Genomic DNA, 22,927 nt, shown 5'->3' with positions numbered 1-22,927 from the left:
GTTAGTAAGACCCCTTGTAGACGACGAGGTTGATAGGTTCGGGGTGGAAGCGCGGCAACGCGTGTAGCTGACGAATACTAATCGGTCGAGGGCTTATCCAAATAAGCTAACAGCATTCAGCATGCTTTCATTTCGCATCCAGTTTTCAGGGAATAATAAGTACCCTTCATTCAACGAGAGTTGAGTTAAGGGTTTTTGGTTTTTTCGGGAACGGAAAGGTTTGAGGGAAATATAAATAAAAAAGCAAGATATTCTTGCTTATTGAGCATAGCAAGAGGTATCTCGCTCGTTGATTTTCATCAGGCCGGCCGCACGATGTCTGCGCAGTAGAAAGAGCAGAAGGAGCCGGGGGAGAAGGATCCATACATGGAGGAACACGGAAAATAACAAGAGGCGATCGCCGATCCAAGGATACAGGCACGCAAGGACGAGCAGCCCTACCCAGAACAGTTGGCTGTGCAGGCGTCCTACTTTGGAAAGAGAGATGTAGGAGGCGGGTGCATAACCGAACCAGGGCAAGCGCAGTGACCAGCGCCATGAACGGGGGACGTAGCTTTCTTTAATCTGAAGCAGAAGGCGCAGGAAGATCGCATGAAAGACGGGGACCCCGAATAATACCAAGCCGAAGGGCAAGGGATCGATCAGGAGCAGGGCGCCAATCCAGGCAAGCACCGTACATAGCCAGTACGCGTAATGCATGAGCGGCTTATGGTGAATTCTTTTTAACAAACGGTAGTTGTAAATGGTCGAGTTTTTGGATAGCGATCGCTCGACAGCATGCCTCGTCATATATGGAATCACCCAGTAATCGTAGTGTTGTACATTTCCTATATCGGTTGTCCGCCCGGAATTATGAAGATATTTTGCACCGGATAAGCTCTACGAACATAAAAATAGTTTAGAGATGTTTATTCTTGAGAGAATCGGACATACTGATAGAAAAGAAGATTCGAGGTGAAGACTGCATGAGCGAAACATTGCAGAACGAATGGACACCTTCTTGCATGATCTGCGGACAACAGAAGGAAAATGGCATCATGATCATATCAGAATTCATTTGCGAGGATTGCGAGAAGGAAATGGTAAGGACGGACGTCAGCGACATCAAGTATCCATTCTTCATTCATCAAATGAAGCAGATCTTATATAAAAAGAATGCATAACGCCTCTCTCCATCTTTAGGCTCCTCTTTATCCCAAGAAGGGATGGAAGAGGAGTTTTTAGTTTGGTACAATACAGCTTGTCGAGCTTTCGATAGATGATGTGAGAAATGAGGACTTAGGGATGGGTTCAGGGTCTGCACAAGCACCTTTATTCGAGGCGATGTTGGCGTATCATAGTCGTACGTTAGGGCGCTTTCATGTGCCTGGGCATAAGGCGCGGCCAGAGATGCTCGGACAAGGCGCCTCGTTCTACGAGAGACTGCTGGCTCTGGATGTTACAGAGCTTCCGGGATTGGATGACCTGCATCATCCCGAGGAAGCGATAGAGGAGGCCCAGCGGCTTGCCGCGGCATGCTTTGGGGCGGAGGAAACGTATTTCCTGGTGAACGGCAGCACTGTCGGCAACCAGGCGATGATTGCAGCGGTATGCGAGCCTGGGGATCTGCTGCTGGTTCAGCGCGATGCTCATAAGTCTGTCATTCACGGGTTGATGCTAGCTGGGGCTAAAGCTGTGTTTGTACATCCGCGCGTGGATGAACAGACGGGCCTGCGCACCGGATTAGCTGTAGAGGACGTGGAGGAGGCGCTAAGAAGGTATCCTTCCGCGAAGGGGCTAGTAGCTACCTGCCCTTCCTACTATGGCATGGGCCCCGATCTTAAGTCTATGGCCGATCTGCTGCATGCGCAGCGTAAATGCTTGCTCGTGGATGAAGCGCACGGCGCTCACTACGGCTTTCATCCTAAGCTTCCTGGATCTGCGCTTTCTTGCGGTGCCGATGTGTCGGTCCAGTCTACCCATAAAATGCTGTCGGCGCTGACCATGGGGTCGATGCTTCATGTACAAGGCCCGCTTGTCAATCGCACAGCCTTGCGTCGGGCTCTCGGTATGCTGCAAAGCTCCAGCCCATCTTATTTGATCATGGCAAGTCTGGACTTGAGCCGCTGTTACTTGCAAGAGCGGGGAGCTAATGCACTGGACGAGGCACTTGAAGCTATAAGCAAATGGAGAGAGCAGTTGGCTTTAAGACCTCGCTGGGGTTTGGTCTGCGCAACAGGCGAATATGAGATGGATCCCTTTAAGCAAGTGCTGTATGATAACACAGGACAGTTAAACGGATACGAGCTTAAAGCTGAGCTAGAGCGTTACGGCTGTTATCCCGAGATGGCCGATGCCGATCACGTCGTATTGGCATTCAGCCTTGCCAGCCGGCAGCAGGACGTGGATCGGCTGCTTGAAGCTTTAGACCGGATACAGGGGAAGATCGGGGATGAATGCCGGCTGGAGTCAGGCAGTCGGCAGGAGAACCGGCGAGAGGCCGACTTGTTCCAGCTCCAGGAGAGGATCTCGGAGCCTGTCTCCTTTACGTTCGGCACGATCCATGATAAGGTCGAGGCTTATTCTTATATCGCTTTAGACGCCTGCGAGGGGCATGTGGCGGCGGAGATGATCGTGCCCTATCCGCCGGGTATTCCGCTGCTATATCCAGGAGAGCGGATAACACCACAGACAGCGGCCAGCCTTCGCCGGTTGGCAGCGTCGGGCGCTCATTTTCAAGGCCACAATATTACGGGGCTTGGGACGGTACCGGTACAAACATTTCATGGACAGAATAGGGGACACTATTGTGAATAAAGGATTTTTTATTACCGTTGAGGGCGGAGAGGGCGCAGGGAAGACAACAGCTATCGCCTCCATTTTGGCTGAGATTCGTGAGCAGGGGCTTGAGCCTATAGCTACGAGGGAGCCTGGGGGCATAGCGATCGCGGAGCAAATTCGAGCCATTGTTTTGGACAACCGCCATACCGCGATGGATAGTCGCACCGAGGCGCTTTTGTATGCGGCAGCCCGCAGGCAGCACTTGAGCGAAAAGGTCATTCCGGCTCTGGAATCAGGACGTGTGGTGGTATGCGACCGATTTATCGACAGCAGTCTCGCGTATCAGGGCTACGCCCGTGGGCTCGGGATGGACGAAGTCTTTGCTATTAACAAATTTGCGATTGAGGGTTGGATGCCGGACCTTACGCTATACCTGGATGTGAGCCCGGAGGTCGGGCTCGCGCGCATCCGCTCGGACCGTAATCGGGAGTTAAACCGTCTCGACCTGGAAGCGCTGCAGTTTCATCAGAAGGTTCGCGACGGGTATGAGGAGGTGCTCCGCCGCTATTCCGAACGGGTACAACGGATAGATGCGGAGCAAGCTCCGGACAAGGTTGCTTCGCAAATTAGGCGGATCGTGAACCAATGGCTTCGGGGGCGCGTATAATATCAAGAACTTTTGGATTTTAAGCAGACGTTTCCTATATTAATGAAGGAATTTATCACGTGCTTGTCAAATTATATAAGAGTAGGCGGAAAACGTATCCTTGACTAAGGGGGCTGGATGTATGAAATTGGTAATTGCAGTCGTCCAGGATAAAGATAGCAATCGATTATCGAATGCATTGGTTAAAGAGGGCTTTCGCGCAACAAAGCTGGCCAGTACCGGCGGATTTCTACGTGCGGGCAATACGACGTTTTTGATCGGCACGGAAAATGAACGCGTAAGCGAAGCGCTGCAGGTCATTAAAGCGAATTGCAAGATTCGCGAACAGATGGTGACCCCAGTATCCCCCATGGGCGGAACGACGGATTCTTACATTCCGTTTCCGGTCGAGGTTCAAGTTGGGGGAGCTGCGGTATTTGTGCTTCCGGTCGAACGGTTCGAACATTTCTAGAGAAGAGGTCGGAGCCGCGTGAAAATAAACCCGGGATGGCGTCCAGTCGGCAAGGAATGGGTACGCAGCGAGAATTCATCTTCCCAGCAGCTTCAGCAAAAATCATTTCAGGATATGATGCAGCATCAAGACGAGCGGGCCACCCGGGAGCAGCTCCAGCGCATGCTGGACCAGATCGACCAGCAAGGACAAAGATTGGCCAAATCGATGACGGTCAGGGAGCTGCGTCAGTATAAGCTGATGGTGAAGAGCTTTCTGGAGGAAACGGCCCGCCGGGGGGTACAGCTTCGGGAAACACGCGGCTGGGACCGCAGAGGACGCTCCAAGCGCTACAAGCTGCTGGAAGAGCTGGATACGGAGCTGCTTGGCCTGGCTGATGACCTGCTCGAAAGCGAGCAGGGCCGGATTGATTTGCTGCAGAAAATCGGAGAAATACGCGGGATGCTGATCAACCTGTTTTTCTAGAAAAACGGTCGTCATGCGTCCTCTTGGGATAAAGGAAAGGAAATTGAGCATCATGTCTTTTCAATCGGTCATCGGACAAGAACGCGTCAAGCAGATGCTTCAGACAAGCATTCGTACGGACAAGGTATCGCATGCTTATATCTTTACGGGACCTGCCGGCTCCGGTCGGCGAGCTATGGCCAAAGCCTTCGCGATGGCCTTATACTGCAAGGTATTGCCGGATGATGCGTGCGGGGAATGTCTGGAGTGCAGGAAGGTGGAGCACGGGAACCATCCGGATCTCCACTGGGTGGTACCGGACGGCGCATCTATTAAAATTGAGCAGATCAGAGAGCTGCAGAAGCAGTTTGCCTATCGCTCGACAGCATCCGGGATCAAGATGTACGTGCTGGAATCGGCGGATCGGATGACGACCCAGGCCGCCAACAGCTTACTAAAATTTCTCGAGGAACCGGCCTCGCAGGTGGTAGCCGTTCTGATTACAGATAATGGACAGGCCCTGCTTCCGACGATCCGTTCCAGGTCGCAATGGGTACCATTCCTTCCGATGGCCCGGAGCCGGATGCAGGATCTGCTGCTAGCCGAAGGACAAGCTCCTCTGCTTGTACAAGCGGCCGTCCATCTGGCGGCTGGACCGGAGGCGGCACGGGACATGATTCAAGGAAATGGGTTTGCAGAGATTCGAAACCTAGTGATACAATTGACAAAGGAGAGCTTGTCCCGCTTGCCTGCCGCGCTGCTGATTTCTCAGCAGAAGCTGCTGAAGGGCGAGCTTAGCGACAAGATTGGGCTTTGGCTCGACATGCTCATTCTATGGCTGAAGGATATGGTTCAGCTCGGAACAGGACGTCGGGAGGAGCTTGTATTCTCCGACCAAATCGATTGGATGGCCCGGGAGGCGCTTAGCCGTCCGCCCGAGCATTGGATCGCTTGTATGGAGCAAGCGATCGAGACGCAAAAGAGATTGCGGTTTCATGCCAATCCCCAGCTCACGCTGGAACACATATTGATACAGCTTAAGGGGGTGTAGGATTGTTCTCCGTTGTAGGGGTCCGCTTCAAAAAAGCGGGTAAAATTTATTATTTCGATCCCAGCGATCTGCCGGTCGATCCCGATAGCTCGGTTATCGTCGAGACGGCCCGAGGTGTCGAGTACGGTAAAGTCGTCATCGGACGCAGAACGGTGGGCGAGAGTGATGTGGTGCTGCCGCTGAAGAAGGTGATCCGAATTGCGGACCATCAGGATGCGCAGCTTGTTGAGGATAATAAGCAGGCGGCGAAGCATGCATTTGCCGTATGCCAGGAAAAGATTAAGGATCACCAGCTCCGAATGAAGCTGGTCGATGTTGAATATACATTCGATCGCAATAAAATTATTTTTTATTTTACAGCCGAAGGACGGGTCGACTTCCGGGAGCTGGTGAAGGATCTGGCCAGCGTCTTCCGTACCCGGATCGAGCTTCGTCAGATCGGTGTAAGGGACGAGGCCAAGATGCTGGGGGGAATTGGCCCATGCGGCCGAATCCTGTGCTGCTCTTCCTTCCTGGGAGACTTCGAGCCGGTCTCGATCAAAATGGCTAAGGATCAAAATCTGTCCCTTAATCCGACGAAGATATCGGGACTATGCGGCCGATTGATGTGCTGCTTGAAATATGAGCATGATAATTATGAAAGCGCCAAGGACGATCTTCCTCGTGTAGGCAGCGAAGTGGTGACCTCATTCGGCAATGGACGTCTCGTTTCGCTGAACGTCGGGGAGCGCATGGCTAAAGTACAAATATTCGATTTGAAAAAAGTGATGGATCTACCGTTAGATGATGTGGTAGAGCACCACTAAGCAAGCGCCCGGAAGTAGGGGAACGGCTCCCAGCGGAGTAGAGGTGATGTCAATCGTGGTGAAACGGGATATTTTCGTGCAAATCGACCAAATGGAAGAGCAAGTGGGCTCGTTCTATGCGGAGCTTGGCCAGATGAAGCAGCATGTGATTGAATTGCTTGAAGAGAATAAGCGGCTAAGTATAGAAAACAGCCAGCTGCGAAAGCTGTTAAAGAAAGAGGCCGGTCCGGCTGCTCCGGCTGTGGTTCGCCTTCAACAAGAATTGATAGGACCGAAGGAATCGGCCGGTGAAGGACTGGATAACCTGGCACGGATCTATCAGGAGGGCTTTCATATCTGCAATGTGAATTACGGACATTTGCGGACGGAAGGCGATTGTTTGTTCTGCATGTCATTTCTGAATAAATAAGAATGCCAGCCGTAGGGAGGAGCAACTTCTCTACGGTTTTTTTGGAAGCTAAGAGGAGTTGTCTGCGTGGAAGCTGTACCGATATTTGACAGAGAACGAATAGATGATTTGTTAACTCAAGACTTAAAAATTATACAGAGCGACGACGTATTCAGCTTCTCGCTGGATGCGGTTCTGCTGGCGCGGTTCTGCTCTCTTCCGCAGCGGGGCCGAATCATGGATCTGTGTACGGGCAATGGCGTGATCCCGTTACTGCTGACGACAAGAACGAAGGCCCAGATCACGGCCATCGAGATTCAGGACAAGCTTGCGGAGATGGCCCGGCGCAACGTCAGGCTCAATGGGCTGGAGAATCAAATCGACATCCGGCATGGCGACCTACGTCAAGCTCTGGAGGAAGTGGGGCACGGCTTGTTCGATGCCCTCACTGTTAATCCTCCTTATCTGCCCGTCCCAAACGGGGATCAAAACCTCAATGAGCATTTTGCGGCGGCTCGCCACGAGCTGTTCTGCACGCTGGAGGACGTGATCCGGGTCAGCAGCCGGCTTGTTCGAACTGGCGGCAAGGTTGCGATGGTGCATCGTCCAAGTCGTTTGGTCGACATTTGCTTCCTGATGCGGCAGTACCGGATTGAACCGAAGCGTATCCGCTTCGTGCACCCGCGAGCAGATCAAGAAGCGAATATGGTGCTTATCGAAGGAATGCGGGATGGCAAGCCGGAGCTGAGGACATTGCCTCCGCTTATTGTGTATAAAAATCAGACGGAGTACAGCGATGAACTGGCGGATGTGTATTTTGGCCGCCGGTTGACGTTGGAGCACGACCCCGACACTTACTAAGCAAAGGAACCGATAAGCGTGAATATACAAAAAAGCTATAGTGAAGCGCAGCCGACTGGCCGGCTTTATCTGGTGGGGACGCCCATTGGCAATCTGGAGGATATGACCTACCGGGCCGTACGTATTCTGCGCGAGGTCAAGTGGATCGCGGCTGAGGACACCAGGCAGACGCGCAAGCTGCTTTCGCACTTCGAAATATCCACGAGGCTCGTCGCTTACCATGAACACAACAAACAGGCGAGCGGACCCGAGCTGATCCGGTTATTGACAAGCGGAGCCGATATCGCGCTGGTCAGCGATGCGGGATTGCCCGCGATCTGCGATCCGGGAGTCGACCTGGTTCGGCTGGCTATTGAAGCGGACGTGCCGGTCATTCCCATTCCGGGCGCGAATGCAGCCTTGTCCGCTCTCATTATATCCGGGCTGCCGACGGACCGATTCACGTTCGTGGGCTTTCCCCCCCGGGAGGCGAAGCCCATGCAGCAGGAGCTGGCCGGATGGAAAAGGGAAAGCGGAACGATCGTCGGCTATGAATCGCCTCACCGCATCGTCAAGAGCTTGAAGCGGATGGCTGAGACTTTAGGAGAGGATAGGGAGCTGTGCTTGGTACGGGAGCTGACCAAGAGGTATGAAGAGGCGATTCGGGGGACTATCCGCGAATGCTTGGAGTATCTGGAGGAGAACCCGCCCCAAGGGGAATATTGCTTTATTTTGCAAGCGGGGAGCTCAGAAGAAGAGCAGGCGGATACGTGGTGGAGCGGGCTTACTCCGCAGGCTCATGTCGACAAGTACGAAGCGGAGGGGCATGAACGCAAGGAAGCGATCAAGCTCGCCGCGCAGGATCGGGGGCTGCCGAAGCGGGAGCTTTATAATGAATTGCATCGTGAGCGTTAATGGGTCTAATTCGGCCCAAAAAAAGTCCCTGATTCGGGAAAAGCCCGACTCAGGGATCAAGAGGAGATATGAAAAAGGTTAGAATTACCATAGTTAAATTTGCTATCTCTATTATAACCTATTTTTTTTATTTTGTCACAGGTATTGGCATCTCGGATAAACATTCGTGACAAACGATTTTTCCCTTAAAATAGGATACATTCTCGGCGTTGCTGCAGAAAATACAGGCAGGCTCGTATTTTTTCAACATGATTCTTTCGCCGTCCACATAAATTTCCAAGGCGTCTTTCTCGCCGATACCAAGCGTTCTGCGCAGTTCAATGGGAATAACAACACGACCCAGTTCGTCGACCTTTCTAACAATACCTGTAGATTTCATCATAATAAAATTCCCCTCTCTCAGAAGTCCGTTTAAACTATTGGTGTAGCGGAATAAAAAAAATTATCGTCATGTTTCGACATATTTCTTTATACATATGATACCAACCATTCCCAAAATAGTCAACCTAAAATTACAGATTTTCATTGCACATTTAGACGTGTTTGATAGACCGGGCCAGGCCTGAAGTCAGCGCACCCGGCCGCTGCTGGAGAGCATGATCGTTTGCGTTGGAATGAAAGCCGATTGCCTACTGTTGCAAGCGAAAGGGGGGGCTATTCCATCAAACATTTTTGGAAGAAATGAACAAACATTATTCGACAGGCCCTTGGATAAAAAAATGATTTTGTCGAAATGCTTAATGATTTTTTATAAAGGAGGCGTTACTATGAGTTATCCCTTACAGGAAGAGAAGGTATTTAAAGATCCGGTTCATAAATATATTTATGTGCAGGATCAGACGATTTGGGATCTCATCAATACGCGGGAGTTTCAACGGCTGCGCCGTATCCGCCAGCTCGGCACCTGCTTCCTGACGTTCCATGGCGCCGAACACAGCCGGTTCTCCCACTCGCTGGGCGTCTACGAAGTGACGCGTAAGATTATTTCGCAGTTCGAACGCAACCAATACGAAGACTGGCCGAAAGATGAGCGGCTGCTGTGCCTGTGCGCGGCGCTGCTGCATGATGTGGGGCATGGGCCCTTCTCTCATTCTATTGAGAAAACGTTCGGCGCGCATCATGAGGAGTGGTCCTGCCGCATCGTGCTTGGCGATACGGAGGTCAACGAGGTGCTGAGGCGCGTCTCTCCGACATTTCCCCAGGAAGTAGCCGGCGTAATCGCCAAAACCTATCGCCAAGAGATTGTAGTGAGCCTCGTCTCCAGTCAATTGGATGCGGACCGGATGGACTACCTGCTCAGGGATGCTTATTTTACCGGTGTCAACTACGGAACTTTCGATCTGGAGCGCATCCTGCGGGTCATGAGGCCCTACAAGGGGCATATTGTCGTTAAGGATAGCGGGATGCACGCCGTCGAGGATTACCTCATGTCTCGGTATCAGATGTATTGGCAGGTTTACTTCCATCCCGTTACCCGTAGCGCCGAGATAACCCTGCACAAGATTTTTCAAAGAGCCAAGCACCTGTATGAGGAGGGCTTCCTGTTCCGATCGCTGCTGAAGCCGCTGCCTGCCCTGTTTGAGCGCAAGCTGACGTGTGACGAATATTATTTGCTGGATGAAGCGTTCATGCAAACGACATTGATGCAGTGGACGATGGAGGAAGATCCGATATTATCCGACTTGTGCTGCCGTTTTCTGCAGAGACGCTTGTTCAAGTACGTGACGCTAGAAATCTTGGATGTAGGACTGCTGGAGCGGCTCCGCGAGCAGCTGGCGGCTATCGGCATCGATCCGGTTTATTACCTGGAGGTGGACTTCCCCTCGGATCAGTCCTATGACGTCTACCGTCCGGGCGAGCAGGATGAGAAGCTGCCGATTCTTTTGCTCGACTCCCAGGAACAGCTAACCGAAATCTCGCATAGATCCGAAATTGTTCGTTCGATCAGCGGCATCCAGATGGGGAAATACCACCTGTATTACCCGCGTGATCTGATGTTGAAGCAGCTGCCGGAGCTGAATTCCGAAGTACGGAGGTTATTCGATCTGTAAACCGGCAAATGGTGTTTCTTCTATAAAGAACACGGGCCTGTCCGACTTGAGCGGACTAGCCCGCCAAAATACGACCATCAAAAGGAGAACTTTGTATGTTGATCGACACCCATGCTCATTTGAATGCACCCCAATTCGATGAAGACCGACATGAAGTGATTGCCCGCGCACAGGAAAATGGAATTCGTCGAATCGTGAACGTAGGCTTCAATCAGGAGACGATTCCTACCTCGCTGGCACTTGCCGAGCAGTACGAATTCATTTATTCGACTGTGGGATGGCACCCGACCGATGCCAAGGATATGACGGAAGAGGATCTGGCCTGGCTCGAGTCGCTTTGTTCCCACGATAAGGTGGTCGCCATAGGGGAGATCGGGCTTGATTATTATTGGGACACGTCCCCGAAGGATGTCCAGGATCGGGTGTTCCGGGAACAGATCCGGCTGGCTCGAAGGGTCGGACTTCCTATCGCCATTCATAACCGGGATGCGCATCGTGACGTGGTTCAGACGCTGCGCGAGGAGCAAGCGGCCCAGGTGGGCGGAGTGATGCACTGCTACTCGGGCAGCTGGGAAACGGCTAAAATGTGTCTGGACATGAATTTCTATATTTCCTTCGGAGGGCCCGTCACGTTCAAAAATGCCAAGCAGCCGAAAGAGGTGCTGGAAAAGGTGCCGCTCGATCGCCTGTTGATTGAGACAGACGCCCCTTATCTGGCTCCACATCCATATCGCGGCAAGAGAAATGAGTCTGCATATGTACGTCTGGTCGCAGAAACGGCAGCGGAAATAAAAGGCATTTCCGTAGAGGAATTAGCGGAAATTACGACCCGAAACGCGATGGAGCTTTTTCGGATGACCTGACCCTCCAAGCCCTAAGAAAACGCATTCACAAACCTAGTTCCATATAACGAATCAAGAAAACGGGAGTAAAAGGAGTGAAAAACTACGTCCCGTCGAGAAATAGATGGGTTTTGATCGCTCAAAAGCGCTAAAAGTGGCAGATTCGAATCAAATTCGCTCTTTTTTTCTCGGTTTGTATACTTTACAACCGAAGCCTCGCCGTCGTACACTCAATAATAACTTCATACGATCATAACATTTCCAACATCGCTGAGTTTCCGTAAGGGAAACGGGGGAACCACATCACGGCCGATCGCTTATCCGATTCCGGGGTGTTTTTTTAGGGGTGAATCCTTGAGCGCACTTGTGCGCAAGAGGTAGGGCGACTCTCAAGTCCGAATCCGTCAGCTAACCTCGTAAGCGTCCAGAGAGAGGTAACGATTGTCGTGTGCTTACATTTTCATTTGGGCCAAATGAAAAAAGTCACGGGAAGGTTCCTCTTCTCCGCTGACTTTTTTGTGTTTCCCCGTCAATGGGATAAATGTCCAAGCACCAAGATGCACCCGAAGGGGGGACGTAGCAGGCAAGTGGCGGCTCTGATGACAGCGGAACAAACGTTGGTAATGTAGTCAAAACAATTTACCATAGTCGCGTCAGACTCTAATCATGCATAACACTCAAAATGGCGAGGCTTTAAGGAGGACCGAACAAGTGGGAGCTGTATCACCTGAGCAAACCCATGAAAGACGATCATCCAGCATGACCTTCGCGTTGCGATGGAAGCATGGAAACTTGCGTATGATAACGATTGGTGTACTTCTTTCATTCGCTATGACTTTCATGTTCTTACTGATGTTACACGGTACGGCCGTTAAGCGCGTATCGCTCGTTGTGGATGGACAGGAACGCACGTTCCAAACCCGTGAAGCTGTCCTGCAACGAATCCTGGATGAGCAAGGCATTGCAGTTAATGATTACGATAGACTTTCCCATGGGCTGGATACGCAGATCAAGTCGGGAGACCGCATTACGATTACGCATTCGACACCGCTGCAGCTAACGGTGGACGGTGAGACCAAAACGGTATACACGGTCGGCAAGACGGTAGCAAGCGCCTTGCAGGAGCTGAATGTAGAGCTCGGCGAGCTGGATAAGGTTGTACCGGCACTGGACAGCGAGCTTGCACCGGAAGATGAAGTTAAAGTGATTCGTGTGAAAAAAGAAGAAGGCGAGCTGCAGGAAGCGATCGCGTTCGAGACCGTCAAGAAAAATGAGCCCCAGCTGTTGAAGGGCAAAGAGCAAGTGGTGCAGGAAGGTCAGGAAGGTCTTCTCGTGAAGAAGACGGAGAAGGTATTTGAGGATGGCGTGCTCGTATCTGAGCAGGTCGTAGAAGAAGCCGTGCATACGGAGAGTAAGCAGCGCATCGTCGCTGTAGGTACGAAAAGTCCGGTTGTTGCTCTGTCCGCCTCTTCCCCGAACGTGGAGGAAGTGACGAAGAACGGCGTTAACTTCGGATACAAACAAGTGATTAAGAATGTTACGCTAACCGCCTATTCGGCTGGGCCGGAATCGACGGGGAAGGATGAGAGCCATCCGCAATACGGCGTAACGTCTTCGGGTGCGAAGGTAACGGAAGGTCGCACGATTGCAGTGGACCCTAAAGTGATCCCGATCGGCTGGTGGGTCTATATCGACGGTCTAGGCTTCCGCCGGGCTGAAGATACAGGCAGTGCTGTAAAGGGGAATAAGATTGACGTCTTCTTCCAGAGTGACAAGTATGCCGAGCGCTTCGGGGTGAAGCGCGGTTATACGGTATACGTCATCGGGCCGAAGAAGCCGTCTGCCGATTAGGAGCTTGCAATTCGGGAAGACTGATGCATATAGATGAACGGATTAAGAAGAGGCGCTCACGCTCTCTTCTTTTTCCATGTTTGCGCGCAGAAAGGACGAACCATTGTGATTAAGGAAATTATCGTGGTAGAAGGCAAGGACGATACGGTCGCGATCAAGCGGGCGGTAGAAGCGGAAACGATCGAAACCGGAGGCTCTGCGATCAATGCTGAGGTCATCCGCCGTATCCGCCTCGCTCAAGAGCGCAGAGGGGTCATTGTCTTTACCGATCCGGATCATGCCGGAGAACGCATCCGCAAAATTATCGCTAAGGAGATACCGGGTGCCAAGCATGCGTTCCTGACGCAAGCCGCGGCGACGAGCAAGGGCGATATCGGCGTTGAGAATGCTTCGATCCAAGCGATCCGCGAAGCGCTGGCGAACGTGCGCACGGATTGTCCGGAGAGCGAGTCGCAGATCTCTTGGGACGACCTGCTGGAAGCCGGCCTGATCGTCCATCCTCAAGCGGCGGCAAGGCGGCTGGCTATGGGCAACAGGCTGGGCATCGGATATTGCAACGGCAAGCAGTTCTACAACCGCTGCCGGATGTTTCAGATATCCCGCGAGGAGTTTGCCGCAGCCAGGGATGAGCTGGAACAGGAAGCCGATAAGGAGGAACGACCATGAGCCGGGAACAGCTGCCCAAGACGGGCGGACAAGCGACAGGCGATATTGCATCGCCCAAGCGTACGAAGGAATTGATGCAGAAATACGGATTTACCTTGAAGAAAAGTTTGGGTCAAAATTTCCTGATCGATCAGAATGTGCTCGGTCGTATCGTCTCGGCCGCTGAGCTTGACGCTACTAAAGGGGCCCTGGAGATCGGTCCGGGGATCGGAGCGTTAACTCAGCAGCTCGCCAAGCTTGCATCCAAGGTAGTAGCTGTCGAGATCGACCAGCGATTGCTGCCGATGCTGGAAGAAACGCTGGCTGACTATCCCCACGCGTCGGTGGTACACGCCGACGTATTAAAGGTAGACTTGCAGGCGTTGTTCGCGGAGCAGTTCCAGGGAGTGGACAAGGTAAGCGTGGTGGCGAACCTCCCTTACTACGTGACGACGCCGATTCTGATGAAGCTGCTAGAGGAGCGGCTTCCGCTCGAGAACATTGTCGTGATGATTCAGAAGGAGGTAGCCGAACGGATGGCGGCTAAGCCTGGCGGCAAGGAATACGGGTCGCTGAGCATCGCCGTACAATATTATTGCGAGCCCGAGCTTGTTGCGATCGTTCCGCAAACGGTGTTTATCCCGCAGCCCAATGTTGATTCTGCCGTGATCAAGCTGAAGGTGAGGCAGACGCCTGCCGTCGACGTCGAAGACGAATCGTTCTTCTTTGAGGTGGTGCAGGCCAGCTTTACCCAGCGCCGCAAGACCCTGTATAACAACCTGTCAGCCCGATACTTTACGAAAGAAAACAAACCAGAGCTCGAACGCCTGCTGCATGAGGCGGGGATCGAGCCGTCCCGCCGCGGCGAAACGCTGTCGATGGGCGAATATGCGAGGCTGGCAAAGGCGCTGTCGGATTATTTGAGCAAGGCGGACAGGCAGACCGCCCGGGAATAGGCGAATTCCCCTGCACCATTTGCCTAGAGCCGCCATACGATAGACGAGGAGGCGATGAGCCATGAAACAGGGAGATCTGGTCACTCGGAAATCGTACGGCGGCGACGTTGTATTCAAAATTCATGAACTCGGCAGGCAATCTGCCGTGCTTCGCGGTGTGGAGCTGCGGCTGTTGGCAGACGCTCCGCTTCCCGACCTTATTGTGATGCCGCAGTTCGACCCCTATGTGGATACAATCCTGACAAGGCCTAAGTGGATGGAAGCCGTGCAGCGCAGCCGTACGGCCGCTGCGATAGGCGCAGAGTCTCCGGGGTGGGGAAGTCCCTCGAGTGCCGCCACCGCAGGTCAGGCCTCTAAGCCTCGACCGGTTTTCTTCGATATGCCCGGCAAGGTGCTTCATCTGGACGGAGATCCGATATATTTGCGCAAATGCATGAATTTATACGGCGAGCTTCGTGTGCCGGCAGAGGGCTACTATGTCGCGGAGCCTGATATGGCGGATGCCTTGCGTCGGCTCCTTCCCCAGGTCCGGCCTGATATCGTCGTAATCACCGGTCATGACGGATTGCTCAAGCATCGGGTTAACGGGGATATCGCTCAGCTGGGCAGCTACAAAAACTCCCATAACTTTGTGCATGCAGTTCATGCAGCGAGGCAATTCGAGAAAAATCGCGACGCACTGACGATTATCGCGGGAGCCTGCCAATCGCACTTTGAGGCGCTGCTTCAAGCGGGAGCCAACTTTGCAAGCTCGCCGTCCCGTGTGTTGATCCACGCGCTGGATCCTCTCTGCATCGCAGTCAAGGTCGCCTATACGCCTATAAGAGAAACCGTGGATATTCTGGACGTAATCAGCCTCACCCATAGCGGCCTGGAAGGCATGGGAGGCATAGAGTCCCGCGGCAATTACCGGCGGGGGGTTCCTAAAGTTCAATACGTAACGTCTACCTGAGCGCCGATAAGGTGCTTTTTTCTTAGCCTTTGGAAAGAGAAAAGGAGACGCTCGGTCTGTTGCGAATCTCAACAAAAAAATTATTGACAATTAATCGGTATCGTTGATATAATATTCCGCTTAAATTGACATACTACCTTTATTGCGGTATACTTAATGGGAAAGAGGTGGTAGCAGTCAATGGCAAAAAATACGCTGTTGGAGATCAAACGTTGTTTGGAACCTCATGTCGGACAAAAGATCATGTTGCGGGCGAACGGCGGTCGTCGCAAAACCGTAGAACGTTCAGGTGTCTTGGAGGAAACCTACCCTTCCGTATTTATTGTGAAGCTTGATCAAGAGCAGCAATCGTTCAAGCGAGTTTCCTACAGCTATGCAGACATTTTGACGGAATCTGTGGAAGTCACCGTATGCCACGACGATGGTGAATTACGGATTGCGATACATCAATAGCTCCACAATAGCTCCACCGTACATAAGAACGGTCGGTCGTTTACAGCGGCTGGCCGTTTTCGTATGGTGGCTCCTTCAGACTGCCCATTACCGGGCGAAGGACAGGCATTTTCATAAGGATAGCGTGTATTCTATCTGACGACCCAAAGGAGCGGAAGGTTGCGGCTTCATACAGCTTCTTGAGTATGCTCTCGTGTGATGGGACATACTAAGCCCACTTACTTTTCATCAAAGGGGGATTTGAAGCGTATGAGCCGAAGAAACCGCAGAGGAATTATGTCCGAGCAGTTCAAGTATGAGCTGGCCAAGGATCTCGGGTTTTATGAGACGGTGGAGCGGGAAGGCTGGAGTGGCATCCGAACCAAGGATGCCGGCAATATGGTCAAGAGGGCTATTCAGATCGCGGAGCAGGCGCTGGCGAATCAGACGGCGGCACCGGCCTCAAGACCGCCTTATGCGGGCAGCCCGGTGCGGCAGGCCGCTACTCCGTCTCCGGGGCAGCCGCATATCCCCGCTATGGTGCAGTCGGCGACCTTCGCTTCCCAGGAAGCGCAGCGTCCTGCTCCCGCTTATGCGGCGCCATTCCTTCCCTATGCAGCGGTCCAGCCTGCTCCCGCGAGCGCCCCTTATCCGGGCCACTGAACACGATACCGACCGGGCCGATCCCCTCAAGGGGCTTCGGCTTTTTTTTGTGCGGCTTTTGGTATAGTATTAGGTTACATGGCAAACGGGCCGACAGTAGCAAGATAGACAGTTGCAAAGAAGGTGTCGTATGAAGGTATTCGAGAAAGCGCCGGCCAAAATTAATTTGTCGCTGGACGTATTGTACAAACGCGAAGACGGGTTTCATGAAGTCGAGATGGTGATGACGATGGTGGATCTGGCTGACCGGATCGAGATGCAGGAGCTTCCGCGCGATACCATCATCATCTCCAGCCAAGCCGGATATATCCCGCTGGACGAGAAGAACCTGGCCTTCCAGGCGGCACGTCTGATCAAGGAACGGTATGAGGTAAAGCAGGGCGTCTATATTCATCTTGATAAAAAAATCCCGGTCGCTGCCGGTCTTGCCGGAGGAAGCAGCGATGCGGCAGCCACTCTGCGGGGCTTGAATAAGCTGTGGAAGCTGGGCATAAGCAACGAGGAGCTGCAGCGGCTGGGCTCCGTCCTCGGCTCCGACGTGCCGTTCTGCGTAACGGGGGGGACGGCTGTAGCCCGTGGCCGGGGGGAGCTCCTCGAGCCTATCGAGGCGCCCCCGCAATGCTGGGTGGTGCTGGCTAAGCCGCCGATCAACGTGTCGACCGCGGAAATATACGGCAAGCTGAGAGCCTCCGAAATCCAAAGGCGTCCTTCCACCCCACATATTATAGAAGCCATCCGGCATAAACGATTCGATGACTTGTGCGCGGCGCTGGGTAATGTGCTCGAGGAAGTGACGCTCGATCTATATCCCGAGGTCAAGCAGCTGAAAGAGGTCATGATGCGTCTTGGCGCGGAGGGGGTACTCATGTCGGGAAGCGGACCGACGGTATTCGGGCTTGTTTCCAAAGAAGCCAAGGTAGCTCGGATCTACAATGGGCTGCGCGGTTTTTGTAAGGATGTGTACGCGGTTCGGCTTCTGACTTGAGCCTGCTTACATAAAAATGTCACAAGTGCATAAAGAAAATGTTATATATCCTTACATGTATGTAACGAAAAAAATCGGTAATCTCCTTGATCCTAACCGTATAAAGATGTTATATTCACAGTATAATATTCGGTTTTTCCTGACTTTGTGTCGGGCTGAAGGGGGATTACTCGTGAAAAAACTAAAAAGAAGCGCAAGATTGGTGGAAATGACCCAATACTTGCTGATTCGCCCCCATACGCTAATTCCTTTAACGACGTTCGCAGACCGTTATAATTCAGCTAAGTCGTCCATCAGCGAGGATCTGGCCATCATTAAGGAAGTATTTGAGGAAGAAGGGCTCGGCGAGCTGCAAACGCTCGCAGGAGCGGCTGGCGGCGTCCGCTATATCCCGAAGGTCACTTCGGCAAGCGCACTGCAATTTATCCAGCAGCTGTGCCGCCAACTGGAGCAGCCGGAACGCATTTTGCCGGGAGGCTACCTGTATATGTCCGATATTCTCGGGGAGCCGATGGTGCTGAATGAGGTCGGCAAGCTGTTTGCATCCGTGTTCGCCAAGAAAAACCCTGATGTGGTCATGACGGTGGAGACGAAAGGGATTCCGCTCGCTTACGCAACGGCAACCTATCTGAATCTGCCCGTCGTGATCGTCCGTCGCGACAGCAAGGTGACGGAAGGGTCGGTCGTTAGCATCAACTATGTATCCGGCTCGAATAAACGGATTCAGACGATGTCCTTGGCGCGTCGGGCTTTGAAGGAAGAGTCTAAGGTGCTGATCATAGACGACTTCATGCGTGCCGGGGGGACGATTCACGGCATGATGGATTTGCTGCAGGAGTTCAAAGCTACTGTAGAAGGGGTCGGCGTATTCGTGGAGTCCGGGGAAGTGGACGAGCATCTCGTGGACGATTATATTTCGCTGGCCAAGCTGTCGACCGTGGATCAGAAATCACGGCAGATCAAAGTGGTTCCGGGCACTTATTTCAACGAAAACGAACTCTCGGGGAGTGAGTATTGCGTATGACGATCAAAACCGTATCTACGGATCAGGCTCCTGCGGCGATCGGGCCGTATTCGCAAGCCGTTCAATTCGGCAATCTGCTGTTTACATCCGGTCAAATTCCGCTCGGGGCTGACGGCCGGCTGGTAGAAGGCGGCATAGGGGAACAGACGCATCAGGTGTTCAGAAATCTTCAGGCTGTGCTGGCCGAGGCGGGCTCGTCGCTGGGGCAAGTGGTCAAGGCGACGGTGTTCATTAAGGATATGAACCAGTTTGCCGAGGTCAATGAGATCTACGCTTCTTACTTCGGCGATCATAAGCCAGCCCGCTCAACCGTAGAAGTGGCGCGGCTTCCGAAGGATGTCCTTGTCGAAATAGATCTGATTGCCACAGTAAATGTCGAATGATTTGCCTTTTATAAAGTATTTCTAAAATTACTTAAAAAGTTCGATGTCTGAGAAGGAATTTGCCCTAAAATGTGGAATTACTACCTCAAGTCTTCTAGATGGAAAAAGGTGGTGAACCGAAGGTGCAAATTACAGACGTCAGACTTCGCCGAGTGAATTCCGAGGGTAGAATGAAAGCGATCGCTTCCATTACCATCGATAATGAATTCGTCGTACATGACATTCGCGTGATCGACGGAAACAACGGTATGTTTGTCGCGATGCCTAGCAAGCGGACTCCCGATGGAGAGTTCAGAGATATCGCGCATCCGATTTCCTCTTCCACACGCGAGAAGATTCAAGCCGCCGTACTCACAGAATACGATCGTGCCGCTACGGAAGAAGAAGTTATTGAAGAAGGAGCTTAATCGACATTCTAAGGGAGCCTTGTGGGCTCTCTTTTCTTTTGGCGATGAGTAAGCTATATTGAAATATAGGTAGAGAAGCGGCCACAAGCCGCATAGCCATGGGATAGGATTCTTTGAGGAGTAGGGGATGAAGAGATTGAAAATCATAGGAATCGTACTGGCAGCAGGGCAAGGTAAACGGATGAAGTCGAAGCTGTACAAGGTTCTGCATCCGGTATGCGGCAAACCGATGGTTGGACATGTCGTCTCCGCGCTGGAAAGTCTGCAGACGGCCCGTACTGTCGTCGTCGTAGGTCATGGCGCTGAAGCGGTACAAGCGTATCTCGGAGAAAAAGCGGAGTATGCGCTGCAAGAGCAGCAGCTCGGTACAGGGCATGCGGTGCTGCAGGCGAAGCCGCTGGTCGGCGAGGAAGAGGGCCTGACTCTTGTCGTATGCGGAGATACGCCGTTGATTTCGGCCGAAACGCTGGAGGGAATGATCAAGCTGCACCAGGAACGCGGGGCGGCGGCTACGATCCTGACCGCTGATATCGATCAGCCGAAGGGCTACGGACGCATTATTCGCGATAAGGACGGATTCGTCACGAAGATCGTCGAGGAAAAAGACTGCACGCCCGAGGAGCGGCTGGTGAAGGAGATCAATACCGGCACCTACTGCTTCGACAACCGGAAGCTGTTCGCTGCGCTGGCTCAGGTTAAGAACGATAATGCACAGAACGAATATTATATAACGGATGTTATCGGCATTTTGAATGCCCAAGGAGAGCGGATTGACGGATATGTGCTGGACGATGCCTCCGAGTCGATCGGCGTGAATGACCGGATCGCCTTGTCCGAGGCGGAGCAGTCGATGCGTGCGCGCATCAATCGTCGGCATATGCTGAACGGCGTATCGATCATTGACCCGGCTGCTACCTATATCGAGGCCGATGTCACCATCGGATCGGATACGGTGCTTTATCCCGGAACTGTGCTGCGCGGCGGTACGGCGGTCGGCGAAGCTGCGGTGATCGGTCCGCAGGCGGATATTGTGGATTCGAAGATCGGATCGGGCGTAACCGTGAAGTATTCGGTGCTTCAGGACGCCGTAGTCGGCGACGGCTCCTCGGTCGGGCCATTCGCCTATTTGCGGCCGGGAGCGGACCTCGGGCAAAATGTGAAGATCGGCGACTTCGTCGAGATCAAGAACGCCAAGCTGGGCGACGATACCAAGGTATCTCATCTGAGCTACATCGGGGATGCCGAGATCGGCAAAAACGTGAACTTCGGCTGCGGCGCGATTACGGTAAACTATGATGGCTTCAATAAGCAGCTTACCGAAGTAGAGGACGATGCTTTCGTCGGCAGCAATGTAAACCTGATTGCGCCTGTGAAGGTAGGCAAGGGGGCTTACGTTGTGGCGGGCTCTACGATTACGCAAAACGTTGAACCGGGCGATCTGGCGATTGCCAGGGAGAGACAGACTAATAAGTCAGGCTACGCCGACAAGCTGCGCGCCAAGTTCGCGGCCAAGAAAGCGGCATCCAAGAAGCAATCATAGTCCGGACGTTTTAGACCTCCGTCGATTGGGTAAAGTAAGTAGAAGCTAAGCTTGTTCCCAATCGAAGGAGGTTGTCTGATGACTACTGCATTGAAAGCGGAAGCTCGCAACGTAGGTACGAAGGGAGAACGCAAGCGTCTTCGTGCTGAAGGAAAGGTTCCTGGTGTGGTGTACGGGAGGAAGGTGTCCCAAACCCCGATCATGATCGACCAGAAGGAGCTTTTGGCGCTGCTTAAGGTTAACCCTCATGCGGTGATCGAGCTGGACGTTCCCGAATACGGCAAACAACCGGTAATGATCAATGAAATTCAACGGGATGGACTCAGCCGTCAGCTGCTGCATATCGATTTCCATCAAATCAATATGGACGAGCCTGTTAATACGACAGTGCGCTTGGACTACACCGGCGATCCGGCTGGGGTACAAGTCGGTGGAATCCTGCAAATTCAGCGTCATGAGCTGGAAGTGCGCTGCTTGCCGACGCAAATCCCAGATTCGATCGAAGTGGATGTCTCGGCGCTCGAGATTGGCGAGAATCTGCTGGTGTCCAGCTTGAGGCTGCCGGACAACGTGGAGCTCAAAACGGACGAGCATGACGTCCTTGCTACAATTCTGGCGCCGCAAAAAGCGGAGGATGCCGAAGAGGTGGAGGAATCCGCCGAGAAAGCCGAGGCGTCTGCCGAGGCCGACAAGTCGGAGGAGCCGGTCAGCTAAGCTGCCTGGCTTGTCCGAGCAAAGAGGAAAACGTGCCGATGCGATCGGTGCGTTTTTTTCTTTGCAGTTTGCCTTGCCAGGCGTTTATTCCCCAGATAGTGACTCTACGGAATGGGGCGGGCAGAAGCATCTGTGGGGGTCTTCTATAAAGTTGGCTTAGATGATGTTTTTCGAGTATCATGGAAGAGGTATACGCACTACAGGTCGGAGATAGAAGCGCCTGTTCAGGAAGCGGGAAGGGAGCAGGGGTCGTTTTGAAATGGTTTGTGGGCCTGGGGAATCCGGGCAAACAATATGAACAAACCCGGCATAACATCGGGTTTATGGCGCTGGACCGATTTGCCGGAAGGCATGGCATCCGGATTACGCAGAGTAAATGCAAGGGACTGCTTGGCGAAGGTGTCGTGAACGGGCAGAAAGTCTATTTGCTGAAGCCGCAGACGTACATGAATTTGTCCGGGGAATCCATTCGTGCATGTATGGATTTCTACAAGGTGAGCCTTGAGGATCTGGTCATTGTGTATGATGATCTCGATACGCCGTATGGCCATATCCGGCTGCGCTACCAAGGAAGCGCCGGAGGGCATAATGGCATCAAGTCTGCCATCGCGCATCTGGGGACGCAGTCGTTTAACCGGATCCGGATGGGGATCTCGCGACCGGCGCCCGGACGGGATATTGCCGATTATGTGCTGCATACGTTCTCCAAGGATGAAGCGTCCCGGATCGGAGATGTGCTGGACAAGACTAGCGATGCGATGGAGCATCTGCTGACGCATCCTTTTGAAACGACAATGGCGAAATTTAACGTGTAGCCGGTACCTTCGGCTAATCTCCTCTCGGGCTGGGCATACTGAATCCATACGAGTCTTTGCGTGGAAAGCAAAGCGCCAGGGAGGGATAGGTTATGGCTGTCACGTATACATGCCGCCATTGTCGAACGTTTATCGGAGAAATCCGTCAAGGGGAAGCAAGCGAGTTCCAGCTGGGCTTCCATTTCTTGACCCCCGAGGAGCGGAGAGATATAATATCGTATAACCCTAATGGGGATATCACCGTCAAGGTGGTTTGCGATTACTGCAAGGAAGCGCTGGAAGCCAATCCGGAGCTGTCGCTCCTCGCGAATCCTCTGCAATAGGGGCTTTTCGCATTTCGGCTAT

General features: G+C 52.8%; 28 protein-coding genes, 1 rRNA gene and 1 riboswitch. Of the genes, 27 read left to right on the top strand and 2 right to left on the bottom strand.

The features are described from left to right. Nucleotides 1-101, top strand: a 23S ribosomal RNA gene (locus GSF01_RS25375); the annotation flags it as partial. Nucleotides 102-258: 157 nt separating this feature from the next. On the opposite strand, the gene GSF01_RS25370 is transcribed toward GSF01_RS25375, so the two are convergent. Continuing rightward, nucleotides 259-789, bottom strand: coding sequence for a hypothetical protein (locus tag GSF01_RS25370; protein ID WP_159888061.1), 531 nt, complete (start codon nucleotides 787-789; stop codon nucleotides 259-261). A 176-nt stretch (nucleotides 790-965) separates the two neighbouring features. On the opposite strand from GSF01_RS25370, the gene GSF01_RS25365 reads away from it, so the two are divergent. The 10 genes from GSF01_RS25365 to rsmI all read left to right on the top strand — a co-directional run bounded on the left by GSF01_RS25365 (nucleotide 966) and on the right by rsmI (nucleotide 8,322). Next, nucleotides 966-1,163, top strand: a complete 198-nt coding sequence (locus tag GSF01_RS25365; RefSeq protein WP_159888060.1) for a sigma factor G inhibitor Gin — start codon at nucleotides 966-968, stop codon at nucleotides 1,161-1,163. Nucleotides 1,164-1,284: 121 nt separating this feature from the next. Beyond that, nucleotides 1,285-2,796, top strand: a complete 1,512-nt coding sequence (locus GSF01_RS25360) for an aminotransferase class I/II-fold pyridoxal phosphate-dependent enzyme (RefSeq protein ID WP_159888059.1) — start codon at nucleotides 1,285-1,287, stop codon at nucleotides 2,794-2,796. After that, nucleotides 2,789-3,427: a dTMP kinase gene (tmk, locus tag GSF01_RS25355; protein WP_235941732.1), complete on the top strand. Its 639-nt coding sequence runs from the start codon at nucleotides 2,789-2,791 to the stop codon at nucleotides 3,425-3,427. Before GSF01_RS25360 ends, tmk begins: the two co-directional genes overlap by 8 nt. 121 nt (nucleotides 3,428-3,548) lie before the next feature. After that, the gene (locus tag GSF01_RS25350) at nucleotides 3,549-3,878 is read left to right on the top strand and encodes a cyclic-di-AMP receptor (protein ID WP_159888057.1); all 330 of its coding nucleotides are present in this window, start codon (nucleotides 3,549-3,551) and stop codon (nucleotides 3,876-3,878) included. Nucleotides 3,879-3,896: 18 nt separating this feature from the next. Continuing rightward, a complete protein-coding gene (locus GSF01_RS25345; protein WP_159888056.1) occupies nucleotides 3,897-4,343 on the top strand; it encodes a YaaR family protein in 447 nt (148 codons plus the stop codon). Between the two features lie 52 nt (nucleotides 4,344-4,395). Further along, nucleotides 4,396-5,373 carry a DNA polymerase III subunit delta' gene (gene holB, locus GSF01_RS25340; protein WP_159888055.1) on the top strand — a complete coding sequence of 326 codons (978 nt, stop codon included), beginning with the start codon at nucleotides 4,396-4,398 and terminating at the stop codon, nucleotides 5,371-5,373. Nucleotides 5,374-5,375: 2 nt separating this feature from the next. Then, the gene (locus tag GSF01_RS25335; protein ID WP_159888054.1) at nucleotides 5,376-6,179 is read left to right on the top strand and encodes a PSP1 domain-containing protein; all 804 of its coding nucleotides are present in this window, start codon (nucleotides 5,376-5,378) and stop codon (nucleotides 6,177-6,179) included. Between the two features lie 55 nt (nucleotides 6,180-6,234). Next, nucleotides 6,235-6,588 carry a DNA replication initiation control protein YabA gene (gene yabA, locus GSF01_RS25330; protein WP_159888070.1) on the top strand — a complete coding sequence of 118 codons (354 nt, stop codon included), beginning with the start codon at nucleotides 6,235-6,237 and terminating at the stop codon, nucleotides 6,586-6,588. A gap of 66 nt (nucleotides 6,589-6,654) precedes the next feature. Next, nucleotides 6,655-7,428, top strand: coding sequence for a tRNA1(Val) (adenine(37)-N6)-methyltransferase (locus GSF01_RS25325; RefSeq protein ID WP_159888053.1), 774 nt, complete (start codon nucleotides 6,655-6,657; stop codon nucleotides 7,426-7,428). A gap of 18 nt (nucleotides 7,429-7,446) precedes the next feature. Next, the gene (rsmI, locus tag GSF01_RS25320; RefSeq protein ID WP_407945798.1) at nucleotides 7,447-8,322 is read left to right on the top strand and encodes a 16S rRNA (cytidine(1402)-2'-O)-methyltransferase; all 876 of its coding nucleotides are present in this window, start codon (nucleotides 7,447-7,449) and stop codon (nucleotides 8,320-8,322) included. A gap of 127 nt (nucleotides 8,323-8,449) precedes the next feature. On the opposite strand, the gene GSF01_RS25315 is transcribed toward rsmI, so the two are convergent. Then, on the bottom strand, nucleotides 8,450-8,704 hold the full coding sequence (locus GSF01_RS25315) for an AbrB/MazE/SpoVT family DNA-binding domain-containing protein (protein WP_072337934.1): 255 nt from the start codon (nucleotides 8,702-8,704) through the stop codon (nucleotides 8,450-8,452). 385 nt (nucleotides 8,705-9,089) lie between these two features. On the opposite strand from GSF01_RS25315, the gene GSF01_RS25310 reads away from it, so the two are divergent. The 16 genes from GSF01_RS25310 (at nucleotide 9,090) to GSF01_RS25235 (ending at nucleotide 22,905) form a co-directional block, all read left to right on the top strand. Beyond that, nucleotides 9,090-10,373: an HD domain-containing protein gene (locus GSF01_RS25310; protein ID WP_159888052.1), complete on the top strand. Its 1,284-nt coding sequence runs from the start codon at nucleotides 9,090-9,092 to the stop codon at nucleotides 10,371-10,373. Between the two features lie 95 nt (nucleotides 10,374-10,468). Beyond that, on the top strand, nucleotides 10,469-11,236 hold the full coding sequence (locus GSF01_RS25305; protein ID WP_159888051.1) for a TatD family hydrolase: 768 nt from the start codon (nucleotides 10,469-10,471) through the stop codon (nucleotides 11,234-11,236). 237 nt (nucleotides 11,237-11,473) lie between these two features. Further along, a riboswitch (cyclic di-AMP (ydaO/yuaA leader) is annotated at nucleotides 11,474-11,654 on the top strand. Nucleotides 11,655-11,926: 272 nt separating this feature from the next. Next, nucleotides 11,927-13,066: a ubiquitin-like domain-containing protein gene (locus GSF01_RS25300; protein ID WP_159888050.1), complete on the top strand. Its 1,140-nt coding sequence runs from the start codon at nucleotides 11,927-11,929 to the stop codon at nucleotides 13,064-13,066. 105 nt (nucleotides 13,067-13,171) lie between these two features. Then, nucleotides 13,172-13,732: a ribonuclease M5 gene (gene rnmV / locus GSF01_RS25295; protein ID WP_159888049.1), complete on the top strand. Its 561-nt coding sequence runs from the start codon at nucleotides 13,172-13,174 to the stop codon at nucleotides 13,730-13,732. Beyond that, entirely contained in the window at nucleotides 13,729-14,667 is a 939-nt protein-coding gene (gene rsmA / locus GSF01_RS25290; RefSeq protein WP_159888048.1) for a 16S rRNA (adenine(1518)-N(6)/adenine(1519)-N(6))-dimethyltransferase RsmA, read from the top strand. Before rnmV ends, rsmA begins: the two co-directional genes overlap by 4 nt. Before the next feature lie 61 nt (nucleotides 14,668-14,728). Beyond that, complete coding sequence (yabG, locus tag GSF01_RS25285; protein ID WP_159888047.1) at nucleotides 14,729-15,619, top strand: sporulation peptidase YabG; 891 nt, start codon at nucleotides 14,729-14,731, stop codon at nucleotides 15,617-15,619. Nucleotides 15,620-15,799: 180 nt separating this feature from the next. Beyond that, the gene (gene veg, locus GSF01_RS25280; RefSeq protein WP_159888046.1) at nucleotides 15,800-16,072 is read left to right on the top strand and encodes a biofilm formation stimulator Veg; all 273 of its coding nucleotides are present in this window, start codon (nucleotides 15,800-15,802) and stop codon (nucleotides 16,070-16,072) included. A 249-nt stretch (nucleotides 16,073-16,321) separates the two neighbouring features. Then, on the top strand, nucleotides 16,322-16,714 hold the full coding sequence (locus GSF01_RS30615; protein ID WP_456238673.1) for a small, acid-soluble spore protein, alpha/beta type: 393 nt from the start codon (nucleotides 16,322-16,324) through the stop codon (nucleotides 16,712-16,714). Nucleotides 16,715-16,844: 130 nt separating this feature from the next. After that, entirely contained in the window at nucleotides 16,845-17,699 is an 855-nt protein-coding gene (ispE, locus tag GSF01_RS25270; protein WP_159888045.1) for a 4-(cytidine 5'-diphospho)-2-C-methyl-D-erythritol kinase, read from the top strand. 172 nt (nucleotides 17,700-17,871) lie between these two features. After that, on the top strand, nucleotides 17,872-18,723 hold the full coding sequence (gene purR, locus GSF01_RS25265) for a pur operon repressor (RefSeq protein WP_159888044.1): 852 nt from the start codon (nucleotides 17,872-17,874) through the stop codon (nucleotides 18,721-18,723). Next, a complete protein-coding gene (locus GSF01_RS25260) occupies nucleotides 18,720-19,106 on the top strand; it encodes a RidA family protein (RefSeq protein ID WP_159888043.1) in 387 nt (128 codons plus the stop codon). The genes purR and GSF01_RS25260 overlap by 4 nt, the downstream gene beginning before the upstream one ends. Nucleotides 19,107-19,228: 122 nt before the next feature. Continuing rightward, entirely contained in the window at nucleotides 19,229-19,513 is a 285-nt protein-coding gene (gene spoVG, locus GSF01_RS25255) for a septation regulator SpoVG (RefSeq protein WP_159888042.1), read from the top strand. Nucleotides 19,514-19,640: 127 nt separating this feature from the next. Further along, complete coding sequence (glmU, locus tag GSF01_RS25250) at nucleotides 19,641-21,053, top strand: bifunctional UDP-N-acetylglucosamine diphosphorylase/glucosamine-1-phosphate N-acetyltransferase GlmU (RefSeq protein ID WP_201305481.1); 1,413 nt, start codon at nucleotides 19,641-19,643, stop codon at nucleotides 21,051-21,053. A 78-nt stretch (nucleotides 21,054-21,131) separates the two neighbouring features. After that, nucleotides 21,132-21,767, top strand: coding sequence for a 50S ribosomal protein L25 (locus GSF01_RS25245; RefSeq protein ID WP_159888041.1), 636 nt, complete (start codon nucleotides 21,132-21,134; stop codon nucleotides 21,765-21,767). Nucleotides 21,768-22,021: 254 nt separating this feature from the next. Next, nucleotides 22,022-22,582 (top strand): aminoacyl-tRNA hydrolase, encoded by a 561-nt coding sequence (gene pth, locus GSF01_RS25240; protein ID WP_159888040.1) that lies wholly within the window; start codon nucleotides 22,022-22,024, stop codon nucleotides 22,580-22,582. 92 nt (nucleotides 22,583-22,674) lie between these two features. Continuing rightward, on the top strand, nucleotides 22,675-22,905 hold the full coding sequence (locus GSF01_RS25235; RefSeq protein ID WP_159888039.1) for an anti-sigma-F factor Fin family protein: 231 nt from the start codon (nucleotides 22,675-22,677) through the stop codon (nucleotides 22,903-22,905). The last annotated feature ends 22 nt before the right edge of the window (nucleotides 22,906-22,927 follow it).

Origin of the sequence: Paenibacillus puerhi, from assembly GCF_009846885.1 — a bacterium.
Classification (GTDB): Bacteria; Bacillota; Bacilli; order Paenibacillales; family NBRC-103111; genus Paenibacillus_G; species Paenibacillus_G puerhi.
Note: the sequence above shows the minus strand (reverse complement) of the source record. Positions and strands in the feature narration are given on the sequence as shown.